We start from the raw sequence: 17556 nt of genomic DNA, 5'->3' as shown, positions 1-17556 counted from the left end.
GACCAAGTGTAACGAACGAAGGATTAACTTAAAATCCTTAGAAGTAATCCAAATCCACTTAAAAATAAATACGTCATAAAAAACAACAGAAAATTAAAACGCCAAATTCCTTTGAATAACTTTCCAACATGTATATCTCCAGCAAGCCTCCAATGGATAAAAGTAAAAATAAGAGCAACAAAAAAGAAGACTGCTAATATAACCCAAAGAAAGGACTTAGCCCAAAGCTCAACAATAATAAAATTAACAGCAATCATAAAAAGGACTGTCGTCCAGTCAGAAGCACGCTGAATAGACTTAGATTTATTTTTTGACATTTTTGCAGAAAAAATATAGATGATGTACCATCCTAAAAGTGGAATCGTTACGATCGTGGCAATCACCCAAGCTACAACCTCACTCATGAGCAGTCCCCCCATTGTTCAATTTCTTTTGCCCTTATCCCCTCATAAAGAAATGTTAATATAGGCATGAACTTCTTTTGATCCCGGGCTCTTCGAATCAAATATCCTACAATGCTATCGATTTCTGTTTTCCGATTATTCACAATGTCCACAAACATCGAAGAGCGGTTATTCGCTGTTTTTTCACAAACATGACAAACATACTTCCACATTTCTGCATCGTTTGTACATCCAACAACAGAAATTACTTCATTAAACACTAACTTCATCATAGATAAATAATGTTCACTCTTTACTAGTTCACCATTTTCAACTTGAAGTAATGCTGTTATTGGATTGATACAAGCATTGACAACCAGTTTACCCTCTAACATAGAAAACCAGTCCTGCTCTTGTTTAACAGGGAAGTTAGGATCAATAATCCCTTTTAATATCTCATTTACTACCCCTGAACTCTCACGTACATAACTCCACCTTACTCTTCCTACTCCTGTATGATGCACGGTATAATCATTTTTACGTAACGCCCCATGCTCGATAACACCCACAGCCAATTCTGGTATAGCTAATTTAGAAAATATCTCCGTATGTCCCATCCCATTTTGTAAAAACAAAATAGATTTCACTTTTGCAGAATGAACTTTCTTTAACACGCTTGTAACCTGATAAGACTTCACAGCCACGATTAAAAGATCTATCGTTTCATCCCATTTCATGTCAGAAAAAGTAGACACAGATACATTCATTCTAGCTGTTTGATTATGACGAACGACATGCACTCCTTTTTCTTTAATAACATCTACTTGGTCCTTTCGATTGGTTGCTAGCACTATAGCGTGCTGGTGACTGGCGAGATAAAAAGTTACTAACAATCCAATAGAACCTGATCCTACAATTACAATTTTCACTTTTATTACTCCTTGAATTTTTAAGAAAATTGTACCATACCTTTTAGTAAAACGAACGATTATTAATAATCTGATTATTAAAACTTTTCAACATTGGTAAAAAAACGGACATTTTTAAACGCTCCCAACAGAAATTGTAGTAAAATAGAAAAGAATATGCTTACTTAAAGGAGGATAACGACATGCAAAATTATGAAGTTAAGCGTTTACTTGTAAACTATAAAACATTAGAAGAATTTAAAAACTTTCGCGAATATGGCTCTGCAGAACTTTCAATGAAAGGTGACTTAGAAGCTAATATGATTGAAAATGATAGCGAATCACCGTTTTATGGAATATATTACGGTAATAAACTCGTCGCTAGAATGAGTTTATATCGCATCGCCGGTAAATTTGATCGTTATTTCAATCCCCCACAAGATTATTTAGAGCTGTGGAAACTAGAAGTATTAGAACCCTATCGAAAGAAAGGCTATGGAAAAACATTAGTGAACTTTGCAAAATCATTCGGCCTCCCTATTAAGACAAATGCCAGACAAGGCTCAAGTGATTTCTGGACCCACATCGGTTTTGAGGCCGCGACGTACGATGCTACTAGAGATCGTGGCGAAAGTCCTTTTGTCTGGTATCCAACAGGGGTTAAAGAGCAACAAACTGATCAAGAACTCATCAATGTTGAATCAACTGAAAATATCAATTAATCACTTGTCACTTTCACGCACAAGAAAACACACATGAGCGCCTCTTAGGCTCATGTGTGTTTTTTAAATAGATAACTTTCTCGCTCGATCCATAATAGACAATAGAGCTCGATAGTCTTCTGTCATCACTTTCTTTTCTTCTTTTACTTTTTCAAGCTCTTCTTGCAACTTTGCATTTTCAATTTTTAACTTTTCAATTTCCTCGGTCGGAATACGATTTTTCATGCTTTCATGATAGTTTGACAAAAAAGACAATACCGTTTCCATCGTTATTGAAGATGTCTCTTTCCCATTCTTCTCTACTTTCTCTTGGATGTCTTCTCTAACCTCTGGTAACGTTGCAACTGGCTCAGTAACTTCTTCACTACTCTCTTCAAGCCATTCTGTTTTCTCAAACAGTTGTTTCTTCCCTTTTGACCGCTGTTTTTTCGCTAGCGCAATAGCTGATTCATACTTTTTACGGATAGCTGAATTCCACCTGAATCCGCATGCTGCGCTCGTTCTAGATAAGCGTTCTCCAACTTCTTCAAAAGCAGAAAGTTGTGTACTCCCTTCTCGAATATGTCGAAGAACAACTTCAGCTAAAATCAAATCTTCATCGGTGCTCCATGCATCTTGGCGAATCGTTGTCATAGAATCCCTCCTCAAAAGTCTCATTTACTTATTCGTATGCATCTACTAGAGTAGAAAGACTTATTATTAGTAAAAAAATGATATTCTCTTCCCTTTTATGAAGATAGTTTTCGTTCTGATAGGGGTTGATCAAAAAGGAGTGGGCAATAGCTCGCTCGTTATGTGTAAGTTTCTGGAAACCAACTCAGAACTGACTTAAAACATGCTAACGGCTCTGCTCATTGCTTCGTGGTCGTTCAAAAAAGTTAAATCACCCTTTTTGAACAACCTCTAGTAGACAAGTATTACCGATTTTCCAAGATGTATTCATAAATCTAGTACCGAAACTCTTATGAGCGATTTAAAAAGGCTTGAACAGCTTCATGATGTGCATCCGTCTCCCATAACTTGGCACAGTTATGAATTTCATTTTCGATATTTCTATGTATTTTCGTTCGATCTAATTGATCTAATAATCTTGCTTTATAAGCTTGTAACACACCTTTATTTTGCATTAGGTACGGTGTTAGGTACTCAATAACCCCTTCAGGAAATGACGTGTTCAAAACAACTTTTTGCAAGTACCCTTTTTTATATAACTCATCAACACTATACATTCTAGCTGAGAGCAACATGTCTAGCGCTATGTTTTTTGTTACTCTCTCAAAGAGTAACGTACCTCCTCCCCAACCTGTTGTTATTCCAAGTTTCCCTTGAACAAAGCCTACTTTTACGTGAGGAGCGCCAACTCTTATATCACAGGCTGTCGCTAACTCGCTCCCTCCCCCAACAGCGGTTCCATTTAGAGCAGCTACTGTTACTTTTGGAAAAAATGCTAGCCTTTCAAAGATTGCCCCCATTTTCAATAGCATCTCCTTCGCTTGCTTTTCGGATTTCAAGTATTGAAACATTGACAAATCTCCGCCAGAACAAAAAGCGCGTTTTCCCGAACCACTTATAACAACAATGCCACTAGCATCCCTTTCAGCTAGCGTTAACGCATGATTTAATTCCTCCATCACCTGTACATTTACAGCGTTCCTTATTTCTTCTCGATCAATTTGAATCCAGGTCACACTGTTACCATAGTTTTTAATCTGTACAGTCTCCAAATATGCTCTCTCCCTTTTATAATTGTACTAGCACTAGTAGTTCGACATATCCATATTTTCTCCTCTGATGTCAAATCACTTCTAAAGATGTCTCAAAGAATTACCAGCAATATAACTGATTAGTGCAAACACAAAAAAGACGAAGAGGAACTCTTCGTCTAATTGATCATATCCAATTACTTGCTGATCACGTCTTGGCCTTTGTAAGAGCCACACTCTTTACAAATACGGTGAGCAAGCTTTAATTCTCCACACTCAGGACATTTAGTCATACCTGGTACCGCTAATTTGTAGTGAGTACGACGCTTGTTTTTGCGAGTTTTCGATGTTCTTCTAAATGGTACTGCCATCATTCCCACCTCCTTAAAAAATCTATAAAATCCAACTTCGTTCACTTAAGTTGGTATATGAAATGAAGGCCCGACCGTTGCCGGTGCTTCGATTTTCCTATTTCTTGTCAAAAAACTTTGCCAAATCAGCCAATCTTGGATCAATTCGATTGTTGTGATCTTCCTCCGTAATGAGTCCCCAATCTTTCCCGGATGGCGGCGCAAGACGTTCTGCCTCTTCTTCCGCATATACTTGAATCGGAATCTCAAGTAAAATTCTTTCTTTAATGGCAGGGAGCAAATCAACGGTTTCACCTTCAAAAAAGTTGATATCATCATGATCGACATCTGCTGTTACATAATCATTTGCTTGATGAAAATGCTCAGTCACATGAAGATCAATTGGAAACTTCACATCTGCTAAAGTTCTGACACATGGAAGAACTAACTCTCCTTTGATATCAAGCAAAAAGGTAAGCAGTGGACCAGAGTAGATGAGTTCTCCTTTAACATGAAACGGAGAGACGACCCTAATTTCTGGATTTAATTCTTTTAAGCTAGATAAGTCAATTTCTTCTTCAAATGTAAATGGTTCGCGCTTGGCTACAGTTAATTGCTGTAATGACCATTTCATTTCGATCACCTCTAAGACAACAAAATTAAGTATAGCTCTACACTATTTGAATGTCAACCTTTTTTCTTTACACTTGATTGACTATAATAAACTGACTAGAGCTAGTACTTGTTTAAAGCATGACGTTTATTGTAGCATGTCATAAAAGAAGAGTAAAGATACTCTATTTATCCAAAGTACAAAGACCTTAAAAATAAAACGATCAAGAATGATTTCTACCTAGAATTAGGTGATTTAATGAATTCACATTGCTATAAAGGATTAGGTGATTTTAATGAAAGCAGTCGGAATTGTAGTCGAATATAACCCATTTCACAATGGACACCATTTCCAAGTTAAGAAAGCACGACAACTAACAAATGCAGATGTTGTAATAGCAATTATGAGTGCCTCCTTTTTACAACGAGGTGAGCCTGCAATTGTTTCAAAGTGGTATAGAACACAAATGGCACTCGCTTGTGGAGTCGACTTAGTCATTGAGCTACCATATATTTATTCTACCCAAAAAGCAGAATCGTTTGCGAATGGAGCCATTTCTCTTTTAGCTGAAATGGACGTTGACTTCATCAATTTTGGCAGTGAGTCAGGAAAGGTACAGGACTTTGAATATTTACTTACATTTATGAATAAAAACAAGCGCACTTTTGATCAACTTGTAAAAGAAAATATGAAATTAGGTTATAGTTATCCCCGGGCAACCTCTGTAGCATTTACGCAATTAAACCCGGACTCAGACACCCTTTCATTAACACAACCGAATAATATATTAGGTTTTCATTATATGAAAGCGATTCAAGAGCAAGGACATTCGATTCATGCTACTACAACTTTACGACGTCAAGCTCATTATCATGATCAAGAGATTTCAGAAGGGTCAATTGCCAGCGCTACAAGTATTCGTCAAGCCATTCAAGAAGATCGAATACCAGAGATAAAGCATGTCATGCCAGAAGAGTCCTTTCAACTTCTTATCTCATACAAACAGTCCTACAATTTACTGCATACTTGGGAAGATTACTATGATTTATTACAATACAAAGTTCTTTCAACACCTGTTAATCACTTACGAATGATATATGAATGCGAAGAAGGTCTGGAATATCGGGTTCAAGATGTCACCAAGCGTGCAACTTCATTTTCTGACTGGATGCAACAATTAAAAACAAAACGTTATACGTGGACGAGACTTCAGCGATTGGCTACTCATATTTTAACCAATACAACGAAACTAGAAATGAAAGAAGCTTTAACGCAACAAACACCTGAATATATCCGCTTGTTAGGAATGAATATGACTGGCCAAGCTTATTTAAATCATTCAAAGAAGCATCGTCGTATTCCATTAATAACAAAGCCCGCAAAAGCAAAAGGAATAACAGCTTTCCTTGAAGAGCGCGCAACAAATATCTATTTAGCTCCACTTTCAAGTGAGATACGCCGTAAAGAGATGAGTGAACAATTCTCAAGACGACCTATAATCAAACATTAAGAAAAGGATGGCATTTGCATCTCCATTAGTTACTTCAAACAAAAAGAGCCGTTTGAGACAAATCTCAAACAAGCACTTTTTGTTTGTTTACAACTACCTTTGCGGAAGCGACTCTAAAAAGGCCAACACTTCATCAAATGTATCAATTGGAATGATTTTCATATCGGTTCCAATATCTTCAGCTGCATCGAGTGCTTCTTGATAATTTGAATGATTAGCCCCACCTTCATGTGGAGCTAAGAAATAATCTGCTCCTGCTTTATCTGCAGCTACAACTTTTTGATTAGCCCCACCAATTCTTCCCACTTCACCAGCCTCATTAATCGTACCTGTTCCGGCAATATCATACCCTTTCGTAATATCGATTTCTAAAAGTTGATTGTAAATTTCCAAAGAAAACATTAATCCTGCAGAAGGTCCCCCTATTTGACTCGTATCAATTGTTACATCTGGGTTAAATGACACTTCTCTGTCCGTTACGGGAGCTGATATACCTATTCCTACTCTTCCTGCAGGTGCGTTCAATCCGTCAGGAAAAGGCGAGAAACCAAGCTCCACTACTTCGGTCTTCCCTTCTCGATTCACCGTTAGCTTTACTGTATCTGCTTCATCCATCCCTTGTAGCTTTTCAATTAATTGCTCTGCAGTCTGCACTTGTTCTCCATCTACTTCAATTATGTGATCACCTGTTCTTAATACATTGTAAGCTGGCATTCCTTCAATCAATGTCGTAACCAAAACTCCATAATGTTCGTATTTAACTATTTTATCTGCTGCTTCATATGCAACAATTTTCGCAACTTCTTGGGAACTCGTCATTGCCATTAACTGACGATGTTGATATTCTTCATCTGTTTCTCCTTCATAACGTAGTTGTTCCTCAGGATAAACCATTCTGTAAGGGCTCATCTGTGCCCATAAATAAAAGAAGAGATTGGCCTTCCCCATTTGAACAGTTGTTAACATAAATGAGCCTTCCTCTTCTGTATATCCATCTTCTACGTCAATTACTTGATCTAAAACCTTTGCTCCTCCAGGTTGAGAGTAATAGTAAGGGAGCTGATAAAAGTGTAGAAAAAGCAAAACGATAATAAAGAAGATCCATCTTTTTTTAATCCTCGACCCTGTCATGTTTGTTCTCCTTCCAATTTGCAATGCAACTTTTGATCTCATCTAATTTATCCAATGTTGCATCTTCACCACATTGAATCAAACGCTCAACTCCAGAAAAATCTAGGGAACTTGAATGCTTGACGATTGGCCTTATCATAACGGAACTATCAAATTCTTGAACACGAATCATTTCACGTGCCATAATATCCATACTTTGCATAATCACATCATAGATGGTATGTAACTCTGGTTCCGTTCGAAAATAAGAAACGTCAACAGCTATCGTAACATCTGCTCCCATCTCTTTCACTACCGATACAGGAATGCGATCGATCACACCTCCGTCAACAAGTAACCGTTCCCCTATTTTTTCTGGAACGAATATACCTGGGATGGCAATACTTGCCCTGACCGCTGTAGCAACGTCTCCTTCTGTTAAGATTACTCTTTCACCATTTTTAATATCAGTCGCAACGACCGCAACCGGCGGAGATAATTCTTCTAGCTTTTTCCCTTTCGCTAACATACGAATAAGATCCTTCGCTTTTTGCCCTGCCACAAACCCAAGCTTTGGAACAATGAAATCAATATAATATTTCCTTCGAAATAATAAAGCGAATCGCTCTAAGTTATACGGCGATTGTCCAACGCCGTATAAACTTCCAACTAACGCTCCCATGCTACTACCTGCTATATAGTCAATTGGAATGTTTTCTTTTTCTAACACTTTTAATACACCAATATGAGCAAAACCACGTGCCCCACCAGAACCAAGTGCAAGACCGATTTTTGGACGAGTTCTCGCCACACTTATCCTCTCCTCACATTTTTGGTTGCCTCAATCTAAATCATATGGTCTATTACGAGCTCGTATACGTATAGTTATATTATGGACATGTTCAAGAATCTTACATATAAGAGCATGTTTAAAAAGGGAGATGCAATGGCTACGCTTATTGCTTCTAAGTTGTTCAAGAACAACCGCTAAAAGGAGGCCTCTATTTGATGTCTTTATCCATAACTAAAACCCTCTCACTTGCTCTACTTAGCATTTTACTAGCAGCCTCTCTTATGATCTATCCACAAGTAGCTCTTGAGGGATCGATTCGAGGATTGCAAATCTGGTGGGATGTTGTCTTTCCAGCATTGTTACCTTTTTTCATAGTATCAGAGCTACTAATTGGGTTTGGTGTGGTAACGTTCCTAGGTGCATTACTTGAACCACTAATGCGCCCGCTTTTTCGGGTACCTGGTGTCGGTGGATTCGTTTGGGCGATGGGACTGGCATCTGGAAACCCTGCTGGTGCAAAGATCACAGCACGTCTTAGACACGAAAAAAAAGTATCAAGAATTGAAGCAGAACGCCTCGTCTGTTTTACTAGTTCTTCAAATCCACTTTTTATTTTTGGGGCGATTGCAGTAGGTTTCTTTCATAATGCCGCTCTAGGAATCGTTCTGGCACTTGCTCATTATTTAGGTAATATTATCGTCGGTCTTATTATGCGTTTTCATGGTAGGGAAGAAGAAGCAGCTAGTCCGCCTCTTAAACCAAAAGTTAGTGGGCTATTTACAGCCATTAAATTGCTTCACGAAGAAAGAATTCGTGATGGGCGCCCCGTCGGAAAGCTACTTGGTGATGCAGTCCAATCATCTGTTCGCTCGCTGCTAATGATCGGTGGATTTATCATTTTATTTTCTGTCCTCAATCAAATATTAAGCTTAGTTGGAATAGTCACTTTACTCGGTACATTATTTTCAGTCGTTCTAACATTTTTTCGTTTGCCAAGTGAATTAGACACTTCTCTTATTTCAGGCTTATTTGAAATGACTCTTGGAGCACAAATGGCGAGTGAAACATCTTCTGTTCGTTTACTAGAACAAGTAATTGTAACAAGTTTTATCCTAGCTTTTAGTGGGTTCTCTATTCAGGCACAAGTTGCTAGCATTATCGCCGAGACAGATATTCGTTTCAAGCCATTTTTCATTGCTCGAGTACTACATGGTTTTATCGCCGCTTTTCTAGTCTATTTATTATGGAATCCATTTTATGTACAGCACCAATTAGCTGCTAGAGACTGGCAAGCCATACCCGTTTTCTTACGAGAACAATCAAGCTCATGGTTCACATCAACGTGGAATCTGATTGTTCAATACGGGTCGCTTTTCACCCTCATGATGCTGATTGTATTTATCTTGTTAACTGCCAGTAGCGCATTAGCTAAACTAAAATAGAACAATGAGAATCAAAACCAAAGGGTTTAACCCCAGAGGCAGATCCTTTCTAGTGCGCCTTATAAATTATCAAATTTGTTTTTTAACGCTTCTGCTACTACATCCGGAACAATATCTGAAACGTTAGCATTGTATTTTGCAACTTCCTTTACGATACTGGAACTCAAATAAGAATAATGATTATTTGTCATCATAAAAAATGTTTCAATTTCAGGACCGAGCTTCTTGTTTATGGAAGCTGCTTGCATCTCATATTCAAAGTCTGAAACGGCTCGAAGTCCTCGAATTATCGTGTTGGCCTGCTTCCCCTTCATATAATCAATCAATAAACCATTAAACGAATCAATCTCGACGTTTTCAAGATCTTTTGTAACTTCTACAAGTAATGAAACGCGCTCCTCCACAGAAAACATCGGTTGCTTATTTCGATTGTGGAGGACGGCAACAATCACTTTATCAAATACAGAAGCACCTCTTGTAATGATATCTAAATGACCTAATGTCACAGGATCGAAACTCCCTGGGCATACAGCTATACTCGCCATTTCGCCACTCCTCTCTACTTATATATATAAATTGTAATCGTTGTATCTCCATAAATTTCTGAACGATATACCTTAACTTTTCCAATTTCAGCTGGAAGTTTCACTGATGAATCATGTTCACAAACAATCATCCCACTTTCTTCAAGCAACTCATAATCGAGAATGATACTTATTTCGTTTACGATATTTTGCTTTGCATAAGGTGGGTCTAGAAAAATAAACGAAAAAGTAATTTCTCGTTTAATCAATGCTTTTAATGCCCTTGCCGAATCATTCCGATAAACTTCTGAGTGATCTTCAAACGAACATTGCTGTAAGTTTTTTTTGATTGTTTCAATCGCTTTTCGATCTTGATCTACGAAAATAGCTCTCTCTACTCCACGGCTGATTGCCTCAATCCCTAATCCTCCACTACCAGCATATAAATCCAATGCAGTTCCTCCATGAAAATATGGACCAATCATATTGAAAATCGATTCTTTTACTTTATCCGTGGTAGGTCTTGTTGAAGATCCTGGTACAGCTTTTAAAGACAAGCCACGTTTTTCTCCTGATATCACTCTCACTATTTCCACCTATCCTCTACTTACATAATCTACTCTATCCTACCATAAAAATAATCCAAAAATCATTTAGAGAGATTGTTCCAAAAGGTTGATTTTCACCTTTTGGAACAATCTCGAAGCAATGACCAGCGTGTGAAATCATTGAACTCATTAACACCTTTGAAAGAATCAAAAAGAGTCATTTTCTCCATTTTGAACAATCTCAAGTCGTCCACTTCTACTTTCAGTTTGTCACGAGTGATAAGAAGTGATGCAACGTATTACTCTTGCTTGATAGAAGGTTTCAAAACATGCATTTCTATATTGCGTTGTAATATTTTCTAGTTTGTATGTATGAAATAACGAGATTACGGTCATACTTCAACTAGTAGCACTCTTATAGTGTTGCTACAACCGCGGAGAAGGCTTACGTTTCCCCATAAGTTCTTCCTCCGGTTTCTCCTCTCCCATAGCCTTATTACATACATAGTATGTGTATGGGCACCTCGCAAGGGATTCCTTGCGAGGTTTTTTTTTGCTCGACAAGCTCTTTGATTCATGCTACATTTTTTTGTTGTAGATTGTTCTATAGAAAGAAGGGGTACTGAAATGATTCAACGCTTTATTTTACTAGGTGAAGGGTACAATGATTTATATGAATTACTTGAGATAGCTAGATCCAATCATTCTAGAATACATATGCTCCTACGCCTTGATACAAAAATAAATCATCAAGAAAAATCTTCGCTTGTTCTCATTTTACATCCAGCTGAACCAGGTAAAATGATGCCGTTTTATCTCTGTTTAGAAGGTATTCACAACCCAAATAGTAAACCTACCGAGCGTTATCGATTATTTGAACAGCTTTCTAAGCAAGTAGAAAAAACAATCCATAAACTTGAAGTAAAGTCATCTGATCAATTTGAGGAAAATGATTTATATTATCAATATCTTATTGGCGTGCTTCGGATGAACCGGTATATTCCACCCCTTCAATAACATTCCTTAAAAGAGGCCTTTCAAATAGGGAGCTTTGTTCCCTTTTTCACAGAAAAAAAGTGACTCCATTCGGTCGCATTCAGCTACCTTTGAGTCACCCAATTATATGCCCATTTTATAATCATACTCTTTTGCTTTATCTGGCTTAGCATTTTGAAATTCCGTTTCAATAAAAGGTCGCATCGACGGTTTTACATCTCGCACAAATGGAAAAGACTGTAATTTCTTCATCGTATCTTCAACTTTCTCTTGATCACAGTAAAAAACAACATATTTCATCTTTTTTGAGACATAATGAACATTACCAAATCGACGTAGTTGCCTTGCAAACTTTAGTGATGTAAGCCATACAGCAACTCCTTGACGTTTCGAACCTAACATATATTGTTCTCCTTTAATTTTGATCTTGCTTCAGTCTAGCATGTTCTGACTTTTCAATCAATAGATCTGTTGTCTTCGACGTATTCGAAACATACCGACTCATGAGACACACACCAAGCTTGTTGGCAAAAAACGAGAGAGAAGCATTTCGCTTCACTCTCGTTTAACTGCAACCGCAACCTCCGCCTGAACTACAACCACCACTACATGACATATTATCAAAAAATGGATTGCCTGTAGGTACTTTTATCGTATCAGAAACAGCTCTGGCTAACACTTCACTTATCTCATTTAAGAGAGATTCAAGCTCACGTTCCGCTTTCTTAAACACAGATACAGATGGTGTTAAATCGAGGTCACGTTTCACTTGGCGTATTTCAGTTGAAACTTTATCGTAATCTGGGTGATATTTCCCAAAACGTTGTACTTCTTCATATTGGTCCTTCATTTTATTAAACGTTTGAATTCGCTCTTGAGCTTTCGAATCCGCTAGTAGTACCTTTTTTGCTTCTATATATTGCTGATAAGATTCAGAATGGAGAACTGCTTGCCCCAGTTCACTTGCTTCATCCATTACTTCAAATGTTGAAATAGTTGCGAGCATGATCCACACCTCCTAAAAAACAGTATAACATAACCTGCCTAAATCGTTTAATATGACAGTCACAAATATAAATTAATGGATGATGGTGATCTGACTTGCATTCCATGTAAATTTGTAAGCTCTTCTGTTAATTTTAGTAAGGCAACATCTTTTTGTTTCGCTTCAATCATCACATCCAGATGTTCAACAGTACCAACTACCTTTTTCATAAAATCATAAAATCTTTTAGAGTCAATGAAATCATGGTGTCTTCTGTCATTCATACTTTCTTTTGGACTAGAAATGTGTATTTTCATTGGCAAAGAGCTATCTTTCCACGTATTTACAACTCGTTTCCACAATGACAACAGATCTGTTGACTCGTGTAACACATCATAATGATGAAGATCAAAGACAACAGGTATATGTAATTTTTCTCCAAGGTATAACACATCTTCAATTGGATAGTTAACATCATCATTCTCTAATATAATCATTTCTTGTATTGTACTAGGTATTTTCGCAAAGTTGTTAATAAATTGCTCAAGTCCTTCTTCCCTGCCTTCCTTCTTACCTCCAACATGGAGGACACATCGATGAACATGAGAGAGACCCATTCCCTTAAGTAGTTTATAATGCATAAGCAAAGTTCGTAACGATTGCTGTAAAATTTCTTTTGAGCTATTGTTTAAGATTACAAAGTGATCTGGATGAAAATCTACTCGCATATCTTCCTTGTTAATAAATTTTCCTAATTGCTTCAACATGGGAGCTAACGTTCCTTCATATTTCCACCCTTCCGTTAGTGGATGATTAGCTAGGGGGACAATTCGTGAGGACAAACGAAAAAAAGTAATATCATGGGCCTGATTGTGTTTTAATATTCGCAAGCAATTTTCTAAATTGGCTATCGCTACTCTTTCTAATTTACGGATGCCAGCCTCTCGATCTGCAATTTGCTCAAATTGTTTCACTGTTACGTTTTTGGAAGGAGATGCATTGGAAAGTAACATACTCATTGCTACATAACCAAGTCGAATTGATAAATTGTTATCCATGATTGACTTCCCATCTTTCTTTGTCTATAATTCATTCGTCTTATTTAAAATGGATGAAGAAGAAGGTGTATGTTGTTGAAGATCGTTACATTTAACCCATTCCGAACTATTGGAATGCCAGGTATACAATATGTTAAGCCTGAACACATGTTTGAGCAACGAAAGAAAATAGAAGAAGCAGATGTTTGCCTGTTTCCTGAGAATTGGCAAGTAAATGCACTCGTATATGGAATGAAAAAAAACATTTTCCCCAGTATTCAATCGATTCAAATGGGTTTCAATAAAATTGAAGTAACCCGTGGGTTATGGAGTGTTTGTCCTGAACATGTACCAAATACGGTCATTTTAGGTAGAAATCATGAGAATATTAACCGAGTGTTTGATGAATTTCCATTTCCTTTTGTCGCAAAAGAAATCCGAAATTCCATGGGAAAAGGTGTTTTTCTGATTGAGAACCATAAACAATTTAATGAATACGCTGAAAACAATCCTTATTTCTATGTACAAGAGTATCTACCCATTGATCGTGATTTACGTGTTTGCTTTGTTGGAGATGACGTCATTGCTGCTTATTGGCGAATTAATGAGAGGAATTCTTTCAGAAATAACGTTGCCCAAGGTGCCCGTATTTCATTTGATGATATTCCAACTGAGGCAATTAACTTAGTTCGCAAAACAGCTCGAGATCTTGGCATTAATCATGCTGGATTCGATGTTATTTCAGCTGGTGGAAAATATTACTTCCTCGAATTTAATACACTTTTTGGCAACCAGGGATTTCAACAGTTAGGTGTTTCGGTTGAGAAAACAATCTACGACTACTTGCAGAAAACAGTCGTTAAATCGTAACAAGAATCGTTTCCTCCATATCGTATGGAGAACGATCATTTTTTACAATTACCACTTTTATTTCATGTTCACCCGAAGGCAGATCGTTAATAATAAAAGCAGGTTCGTATAGTGTATCAACATGTTCATCGTTTATGTATAGTCGGATATGCCCTTCCCCTTCCTGGTGAAGCATTCCGACTTTTTCTTTTTTAAAGTGAAATTGGTTCACGAAGCACTCAATAAATACACTTTGTTCTCGTATATCATAGTCAATCATTAATTTAGAATCATTGTTTGCAACTGTAACCATTCCTGTACTTTGAATAGGAACCACTTTTACCACTTCTAAATTCGGTTCTTCTTCCGCGCATACAGTAGCAATAGCTCCCAGTGTCATTGTCAAAACAATAGGAGCTACATAGATAATCTTCTTCATTTTTCATACTCCTCTAACAGTAAGGTTTTTTTCTAGAATACCTCTACTGTCATCCTTCTATTCGATCTCATAAAAATTTACAAAGACCTCTCACCCAAAGGTGGATCAAAAAGAATGAAAAAAACCCTTTAGAAAACAACGTCTAGCCTTTTTGAAATAATTTCAAAAAAAATGACCTGCCAATTTTATTGGCTAGGTCCTTGCGCTCCCGCAACCGTTGCTTGCCCCATCTTAAGCATTTCCATCATCATCATGACCAGCCCAAGAGAATTTTGTACCTTTTCTACCCGTTGCGGTAAAGTACGACCATAAAATTGATTAGCTTCTTTTTCTAACAACGCAATTTGACTAGGGTCTCTGCTTAGCTTACGGTACCAGTTAGGGTGCTGTCTTATATAGTGACGCAACTCTGGTCGTTCAAGTAACAATTGCTGAATATTCACTCTCATGTTACATTCCCCCTAACGTAAATTTAATCACGTCGAAATGAAAATGGATGATCTTGCTGTCTTTGATTAGGTTGGTTATCAGGCTGCTTTTGAAATGACTGGATGACATTTTGAACATTTGATAACACTGAGCTAAATTGTCCTAGATGATTTTGAAGATCTTGCACGTTCATTCGTTTGACAATCCCCATAATTTGTCCGAGAGCGTCTGTTGCACTTTGAGTCGACTGTTCTTTCTCAGGCTCTTGCTGGTGCGACTCCTCAGCATGAACACCAGCTGATTTCTTTTGAGTATATGAGTTCCATTGCTCATGGTCTCCACCTAATACACTCCATTCTTCAAATAGCCCCTGGAGCGTCTTTCGTCCCTCCTTTACTTCCTTTAAAAGGACTGGGTGCTCTTTCATGAACTGTTTAAATTCTTGCACAGAAGGATGTAATCCCTGTTTCGAAACCATTTCTCAATCACCCTCCTTATCTTCTTTATCATAGTTTACACAAATGCCCAGTCCAACGTGCGCCCATTTTTCAAGTTGCTGATTAAAGTATTTTTGCTACAATATGAAAAAGGATATTGAAGAATGCAAGATGTTGAGGAGAATAAGGAATTACGTTGTATCGCCTCCTTAAGTCATAGCGGAAACAACTTTGTGTAACAGAAAGTCTATGATAAAAAAGAGAAATTGGTTGCACGAGCTATTGGAACATTCTTTATAATTGATTCTCCAAAACAGTTAACAAAGAGGGGACAAAAAGGTCAATGAAACGACCTCTTTGCCCCTCTACAATTGCCATGGTGTCATAAAATTTTGTGTATAATATTCCTGAAAAACCCCTACTCCTAAATGAGTAAATTCCTCATGTAATAAATTTACACGATGTCCTTCACTATTGAGCCACCCTTCAACAGATGCTAAACCATCAATGTACTTTGCGGCTATGTTTTCGCCAGCTAACATAAAAGGCACATCACCACTAGTGAATCGATCCGATAATTCTCCATATGTCGGAGATGTATGAGAAAAAAATTGATTCGTACTCATATCCATACTATGAAGATAAGCAACGTCCGCGACTTTCCCTTCCCATTCAAATGGATCTAATCCGTGGCGTGAACGAATAACATTGGTGAAATCAAAAATTTGTCTAGCATTGCCTTCTTCAATTTTAAACCATTCATCCTTGGATAAGGTAGAGCGTTCAGGAAGAGAGCCTCGATAAGAAACAGAGTAAGGTCTCTGTCTAATTAACACCTCATCTACACTGATTCGAATGCTAGATAGTTCATTCGTGTAGGTATCAAAGTAAAATTGCACCCAATGACCATCTAACTCTACAAGTGGTCTCATGTTTACATCTTCATTTGTCAACTCAAATTGATAAACTCCATCGTTCGTTTTTATTTCAACATTTTTTTGGAAGTGTAGAAGTTCATTTAATTCTTTGTAAGTTTGGCCTAAAGAAAGCGACTTCTCGCTAATATCTCCTGTTAAAAAAACCGTTACAACCTGGTCATCTTCCATACCAATTTGCATATATGAATCAATAGAAAAAGGATAAATCCACCAATCATATCCATAAGCAGATAAATCAATTCTTGTCGGTTCTCCAAATTCAGCTTTGACCTCATCAGCAGTTAACCCAATAAAACGTTCATGCTCAGCAAACGAAATATTCTCCTCTTCAATGAAAGAATCAGCAACTATAAAAGCCACTTCTTCAACAGATTGTCCCTGTTCATCAATAAGAACTGGTTGCTCGAACCACTCAGCTATTTCAGCTTCATATATCTTTTCGAAAGCAACGATCGATAAGAATAACAAAAGGCCGCCAGTAACCATATGTTTCTTCTTCATACATTCCCCTCTCTCTATTACCTGGCCACAAATTCCAATAAATGAACGACCAGAAATCAAGTATATGAGTTTTCTTCCTCCTCAATATAATTCCTTACAAAGAAAATTCGCAATATACCTTGGTAATTCCTTTCACTAACTATGTAAGGTTCTGTCGGTTTTAAAGTTGAAAGTGTCGAACATAAATAACCATAGGATTTGCACTGCTTGGATGTTGTTCAAAAAGGGAAAACCACCCTTTTTGTATTAAAGTAGCATTGGCTCCTCTCGGTGCACGCAATGCTATGAGAAAGTCACTCATAGCTCCGCTCAAATGATAGCACCGGCTCCGCTCACTGC

22 protein-coding genes are annotated in these 17556 nt (G+C 37.5%); 5 read left to right on the top strand and 17 right to left on the bottom strand.

Features of this window, described 5'->3' with window-relative positions; all coding sequences use genetic code 11:
• Nucleotides 1–23: 23 nt before the first annotated feature.
• Nucleotides 24–404 carry a DUF3397 domain-containing protein gene (locus SAZ04_RS01550; protein WP_332690013.1) on the bottom strand — a complete coding sequence of 127 codons (381 nt, stop codon included), beginning with the start codon at nucleotides 402–404 and terminating at the stop codon, nucleotides 24–26.
• Nucleotides 401–1312 (bottom strand): 2-dehydropantoate 2-reductase, encoded by a 912-nt coding sequence (locus tag SAZ04_RS01545; RefSeq protein ID WP_332690010.1) that lies wholly within the window; start codon nucleotides 1310–1312, stop codon nucleotides 401–403. The genes SAZ04_RS01550 and SAZ04_RS01545 overlap by 4 nt, the downstream gene beginning before the upstream one ends.
• A gap of 182 nt (nucleotides 1313–1494) precedes the next feature.
• On the opposite strand from SAZ04_RS01545, the gene SAZ04_RS01540 reads away from it, so the two are divergent.
• Nucleotides 1495–2013, top strand: coding sequence for an N-acetyltransferase (locus SAZ04_RS01540; protein WP_332690007.1), 519 nt, complete (start codon nucleotides 1495–1497; stop codon nucleotides 2011–2013).
• A 63-nt stretch (nucleotides 2014–2076) separates the two neighbouring features.
• Here the strand turns inward: SAZ04_RS01540 and SAZ04_RS01535 are convergent, their stop codons facing one another.
• The 4 genes from SAZ04_RS01535 to SAZ04_RS01520 form a co-directional block, all read right to left on the bottom strand.
• Nucleotides 2077–2646 carry an RsfA family transcriptional regulator gene (locus SAZ04_RS01535; RefSeq protein ID WP_332690004.1) on the bottom strand — a complete coding sequence of 190 codons (570 nt, stop codon included), beginning with the start codon at nucleotides 2644–2646 and terminating at the stop codon, nucleotides 2077–2079.
• 329 nt (nucleotides 2647–2975) lie between these two features.
• Nucleotides 2976–3737, bottom strand: a complete 762-nt coding sequence (locus SAZ04_RS01530; protein ID WP_332690001.1) for an enoyl-CoA hydratase/isomerase family protein — start codon at nucleotides 3735–3737, stop codon at nucleotides 2976–2978.
• Between the two features lie 176 nt (nucleotides 3738–3913).
• The gene (rpmF, locus tag SAZ04_RS01525; RefSeq protein WP_144450654.1) at nucleotides 3914–4087 is read right to left on the bottom strand and encodes a 50S ribosomal protein L32; all 174 of its coding nucleotides are present in this window, start codon (nucleotides 4085–4087) and stop codon (nucleotides 3914–3916) included.
• A gap of 97 nt (nucleotides 4088–4184) precedes the next feature.
• Nucleotides 4185–4700: a YceD family protein gene (locus SAZ04_RS01520; RefSeq protein ID WP_332689998.1), complete on the bottom strand. Its 516-nt coding sequence runs from the start codon at nucleotides 4698–4700 to the stop codon at nucleotides 4185–4187.
• Nucleotides 4701–4974: 274 nt separating this feature from the next.
• Between SAZ04_RS01520 and SAZ04_RS01515 the strand changes: the two genes are divergently transcribed.
• Nucleotides 4975–6189, top strand: a complete 1215-nt coding sequence (locus tag SAZ04_RS01515) for a nucleotidyltransferase (protein WP_332689995.1) — start codon at nucleotides 4975–4977, stop codon at nucleotides 6187–6189.
• Nucleotides 6190–6282: 93 nt separating this feature from the next.
• Here SAZ04_RS01515 and SAZ04_RS01510 read toward each other — a convergent pair whose 3' ends face one another.
• Both SAZ04_RS01510 and SAZ04_RS01505 read right to left on the bottom strand, forming a co-directional pair.
• Nucleotides 6283–7320, bottom strand: a complete 1038-nt coding sequence (locus SAZ04_RS01510; RefSeq protein WP_332689992.1) for a SepM family pheromone-processing serine protease — start codon at nucleotides 7318–7320, stop codon at nucleotides 6283–6285.
• Nucleotides 7301–8110, bottom strand: coding sequence for a patatin-like phospholipase family protein (locus tag SAZ04_RS01505; RefSeq protein ID WP_332689989.1), 810 nt, complete (start codon nucleotides 8108–8110; stop codon nucleotides 7301–7303). The genes SAZ04_RS01510 and SAZ04_RS01505 overlap by 20 nt, the downstream gene beginning before the upstream one ends.
• Nucleotides 8111–8307: 197 nt before the next feature.
• Here SAZ04_RS01505 and ylbJ point away from each other — a divergent pair, with 197 nt between their 5' ends.
• Nucleotides 8308–9534 (top strand): sporulation integral membrane protein YlbJ, encoded by a 1227-nt coding sequence (ylbJ, locus tag SAZ04_RS01500; RefSeq protein WP_332689986.1) that lies wholly within the window; start codon nucleotides 8308–8310, stop codon nucleotides 9532–9534.
• 59 nt (nucleotides 9535–9593) lie between these two features.
• Here ylbJ and coaD read toward each other — a convergent pair whose 3' ends face one another.
• Complete coding sequence (coaD, locus tag SAZ04_RS01495; protein WP_332689983.1) at nucleotides 9594–10079, bottom strand: pantetheine-phosphate adenylyltransferase; 486 nt, start codon at nucleotides 10077–10079, stop codon at nucleotides 9594–9596.
• 14 nt (nucleotides 10080–10093) lie between these two features.
• Nucleotides 10094–10645: a 16S rRNA (guanine(966)-N(2))-methyltransferase RsmD gene (gene rsmD / locus SAZ04_RS01490; RefSeq protein ID WP_332689980.1), complete on the bottom strand. Its 552-nt coding sequence runs from the start codon at nucleotides 10643–10645 to the stop codon at nucleotides 10094–10096.
• A 588-nt stretch (nucleotides 10646–11233) separates the two neighbouring features.
• Here rsmD and SAZ04_RS01485 point away from each other — a divergent pair.
• Nucleotides 11234–11623: a DUF7147 family protein gene (locus SAZ04_RS01485; protein WP_332689977.1), complete on the top strand. Its 390-nt coding sequence runs from the start codon at nucleotides 11234–11236 to the stop codon at nucleotides 11621–11623.
• A gap of 102 nt (nucleotides 11624–11725) precedes the next feature.
• Here SAZ04_RS01485 and SAZ04_RS01480 read toward each other — a convergent pair whose 3' ends face one another.
• The 3 genes from SAZ04_RS01480 to uvsE all read right to left on the bottom strand — a co-directional run bounded on the left by SAZ04_RS01480 (nucleotide 11726) and on the right by uvsE (nucleotide 13645).
• Nucleotides 11726–12004 (bottom strand): YlbG family protein, encoded by a 279-nt coding sequence (locus SAZ04_RS01480; RefSeq protein WP_332689974.1) that lies wholly within the window; start codon nucleotides 12002–12004, stop codon nucleotides 11726–11728.
• Nucleotides 12005–12167: 163 nt separating this feature from the next.
• The gene (locus SAZ04_RS01475; RefSeq protein WP_332689971.1) at nucleotides 12168–12608 is read right to left on the bottom strand and encodes a YlbF/YmcA family competence regulator; all 441 of its coding nucleotides are present in this window, start codon (nucleotides 12606–12608) and stop codon (nucleotides 12168–12170) included.
• A gap of 59 nt (nucleotides 12609–12667) precedes the next feature.
• Complete coding sequence (uvsE, locus tag SAZ04_RS01470; protein WP_332689968.1) at nucleotides 12668–13645, bottom strand: UV DNA damage repair endonuclease UvsE; 978 nt, start codon at nucleotides 13643–13645, stop codon at nucleotides 12668–12670.
• A gap of 75 nt (nucleotides 13646–13720) precedes the next feature.
• On the opposite strand from uvsE, the gene SAZ04_RS01465 reads away from it, so the two are divergent.
• A complete protein-coding gene (locus tag SAZ04_RS01465; RefSeq protein ID WP_332689965.1) occupies nucleotides 13721–14494 on the top strand; it encodes an ATP-grasp domain-containing protein in 774 nt (257 codons plus the stop codon).
• Here SAZ04_RS01465 and SAZ04_RS01460 read toward each other — a convergent pair.
• The 4 genes from SAZ04_RS01460 to SAZ04_RS01445 form a co-directional block, all read right to left on the bottom strand.
• Complete coding sequence (locus SAZ04_RS01460; RefSeq protein ID WP_332689962.1) at nucleotides 14484–14912, bottom strand: hypothetical protein; 429 nt, start codon at nucleotides 14910–14912, stop codon at nucleotides 14484–14486. The genes SAZ04_RS01465 and SAZ04_RS01460 overlap by 11 nt on opposite strands.
• 185 nt (nucleotides 14913–15097) lie before the next feature.
• Complete coding sequence (locus tag SAZ04_RS01455; protein WP_332689959.1) at nucleotides 15098–15361, bottom strand: YlbE-like family protein; 264 nt, start codon at nucleotides 15359–15361, stop codon at nucleotides 15098–15100.
• A gap of 23 nt (nucleotides 15362–15384) precedes the next feature.
• Complete coding sequence (locus SAZ04_RS01450; protein ID WP_332689956.1) at nucleotides 15385–15819, bottom strand: YlbD family protein; 435 nt, start codon at nucleotides 15817–15819, stop codon at nucleotides 15385–15387.
• A gap of 324 nt (nucleotides 15820–16143) precedes the next feature.
• A complete protein-coding gene (locus SAZ04_RS01445) occupies nucleotides 16144–17217 on the bottom strand; it encodes a CAP domain-containing protein (protein ID WP_332689953.1) in 1074 nt (357 codons plus the stop codon).
• Between the last annotated feature and the right edge of the window lie 339 nt (nucleotides 17218–17556).

The organism is Halalkalibacter lacteus, assembly GCF_036663595.1.
Classification (GTDB): Bacteria; Bacillota; Bacilli; order Bacillales; family Bacillaceae_D; genus Halalkalibacter; species Halalkalibacter lacteus.
The sequence above is the reverse complement of the archived record's forward strand: the minus strand, read 5'-3'. Positions and strand labels throughout refer to the sequence as shown.

What these genes read in the sequence shown, in the direction of transcription:
- coaD (WP_332689983.1), bottom strand. Translation starts at nt 10,079, where the DNA reads ATGGCGAGTATAGCTGTATGCCCAGGGAGTTTCGATCCTGTGACATTA.
- SAZ04_RS01450 (WP_332689956.1), bottom strand. Translation starts at nt 15,819, where the DNA reads ATGGTTTCGAAACAGGGATTACATCCTTCTGTGCAAGAATTTAAACAG.
- SAZ04_RS01485 (WP_332689977.1), top strand. Translation starts at nt 11,234, where the DNA reads ATGATTCAACGCTTTATTTTACTAGGTGAAGGGTACAATGATTTATAT.
- SAZ04_RS01535 (WP_332690004.1), bottom strand. Translation starts at nt 2,646, where the DNA reads ATGACAACGATTCGCCAAGATGCATGGAGCACCGATGAAGATTTGATT.
- SAZ04_RS01475 (WP_332689971.1), bottom strand. Translation starts at nt 12,608, where the DNA reads ATGCTCGCAACTATTTCAACATTTGAAGTAATGGATGAAGCAAGTGAA.
- SAZ04_RS01520 (WP_332689998.1), bottom strand. Translation starts at nt 4,700, where the DNA reads ATGAAATGGTCATTACAGCAATTAACTGTAGCCAAGCGCGAACCATTT.
- ylbJ (WP_332689986.1), top strand. Translation starts at nt 8,308, where the DNA reads ATGTCTTTATCCATAACTAAAACCCTCTCACTTGCTCTACTTAGCATT.
- SAZ04_RS01455 (WP_332689959.1), bottom strand. Translation starts at nt 15,361, where the DNA reads ATGAGAGTGAATATTCAGCAATTGTTACTTGAACGACCAGAGTTGCGT.
- SAZ04_RS01480 (WP_332689974.1), bottom strand. Translation starts at nt 12,004, where the DNA reads ATGTTAGGTTCGAAACGTCAAGGAGTTGCTGTATGGCTTACATCACTA.
- rpmF (WP_144450654.1), bottom strand. Translation starts at nt 4,087, where the DNA reads ATGGCAGTACCATTTAGAAGAACATCGAAAACTCGCAAAAACAAGCGT.
- SAZ04_RS01550 (WP_332690013.1), bottom strand. Translation starts at nt 404, where the DNA reads ATGAGTGAGGTTGTAGCTTGGGTGATTGCCACGATCGTAACGATTCCA.
- SAZ04_RS01460 (WP_332689962.1), bottom strand. Translation starts at nt 14,912, where the DNA reads ATGAAGAAGATTATCTATGTAGCTCCTATTGTTTTGACAATGACACTG.
- uvsE (WP_332689968.1), bottom strand. Translation starts at nt 13,645, where the DNA reads ATGGATAACAATTTATCAATTCGACTTGGTTATGTAGCAATGAGTATG.
- SAZ04_RS01540 (WP_332690007.1), top strand. Translation starts at nt 1,495, where the DNA reads ATGCAAAATTATGAAGTTAAGCGTTTACTTGTAAACTATAAAACATTA.
- SAZ04_RS01445 (WP_332689953.1), bottom strand. Translation starts at nt 17,217, where the DNA reads ATGAAGAAGAAACATATGGTTACTGGCGGCCTTTTGTTATTCTTATCG.
- SAZ04_RS01515 (WP_332689995.1), top strand. Translation starts at nt 4,975, where the DNA reads ATGAAAGCAGTCGGAATTGTAGTCGAATATAACCCATTTCACAATGGA.
- SAZ04_RS01510 (WP_332689992.1), bottom strand. Translation starts at nt 7,320, where the DNA reads ATGACAGGGTCGAGGATTAAAAAAAGATGGATCTTCTTTATTATCGTT.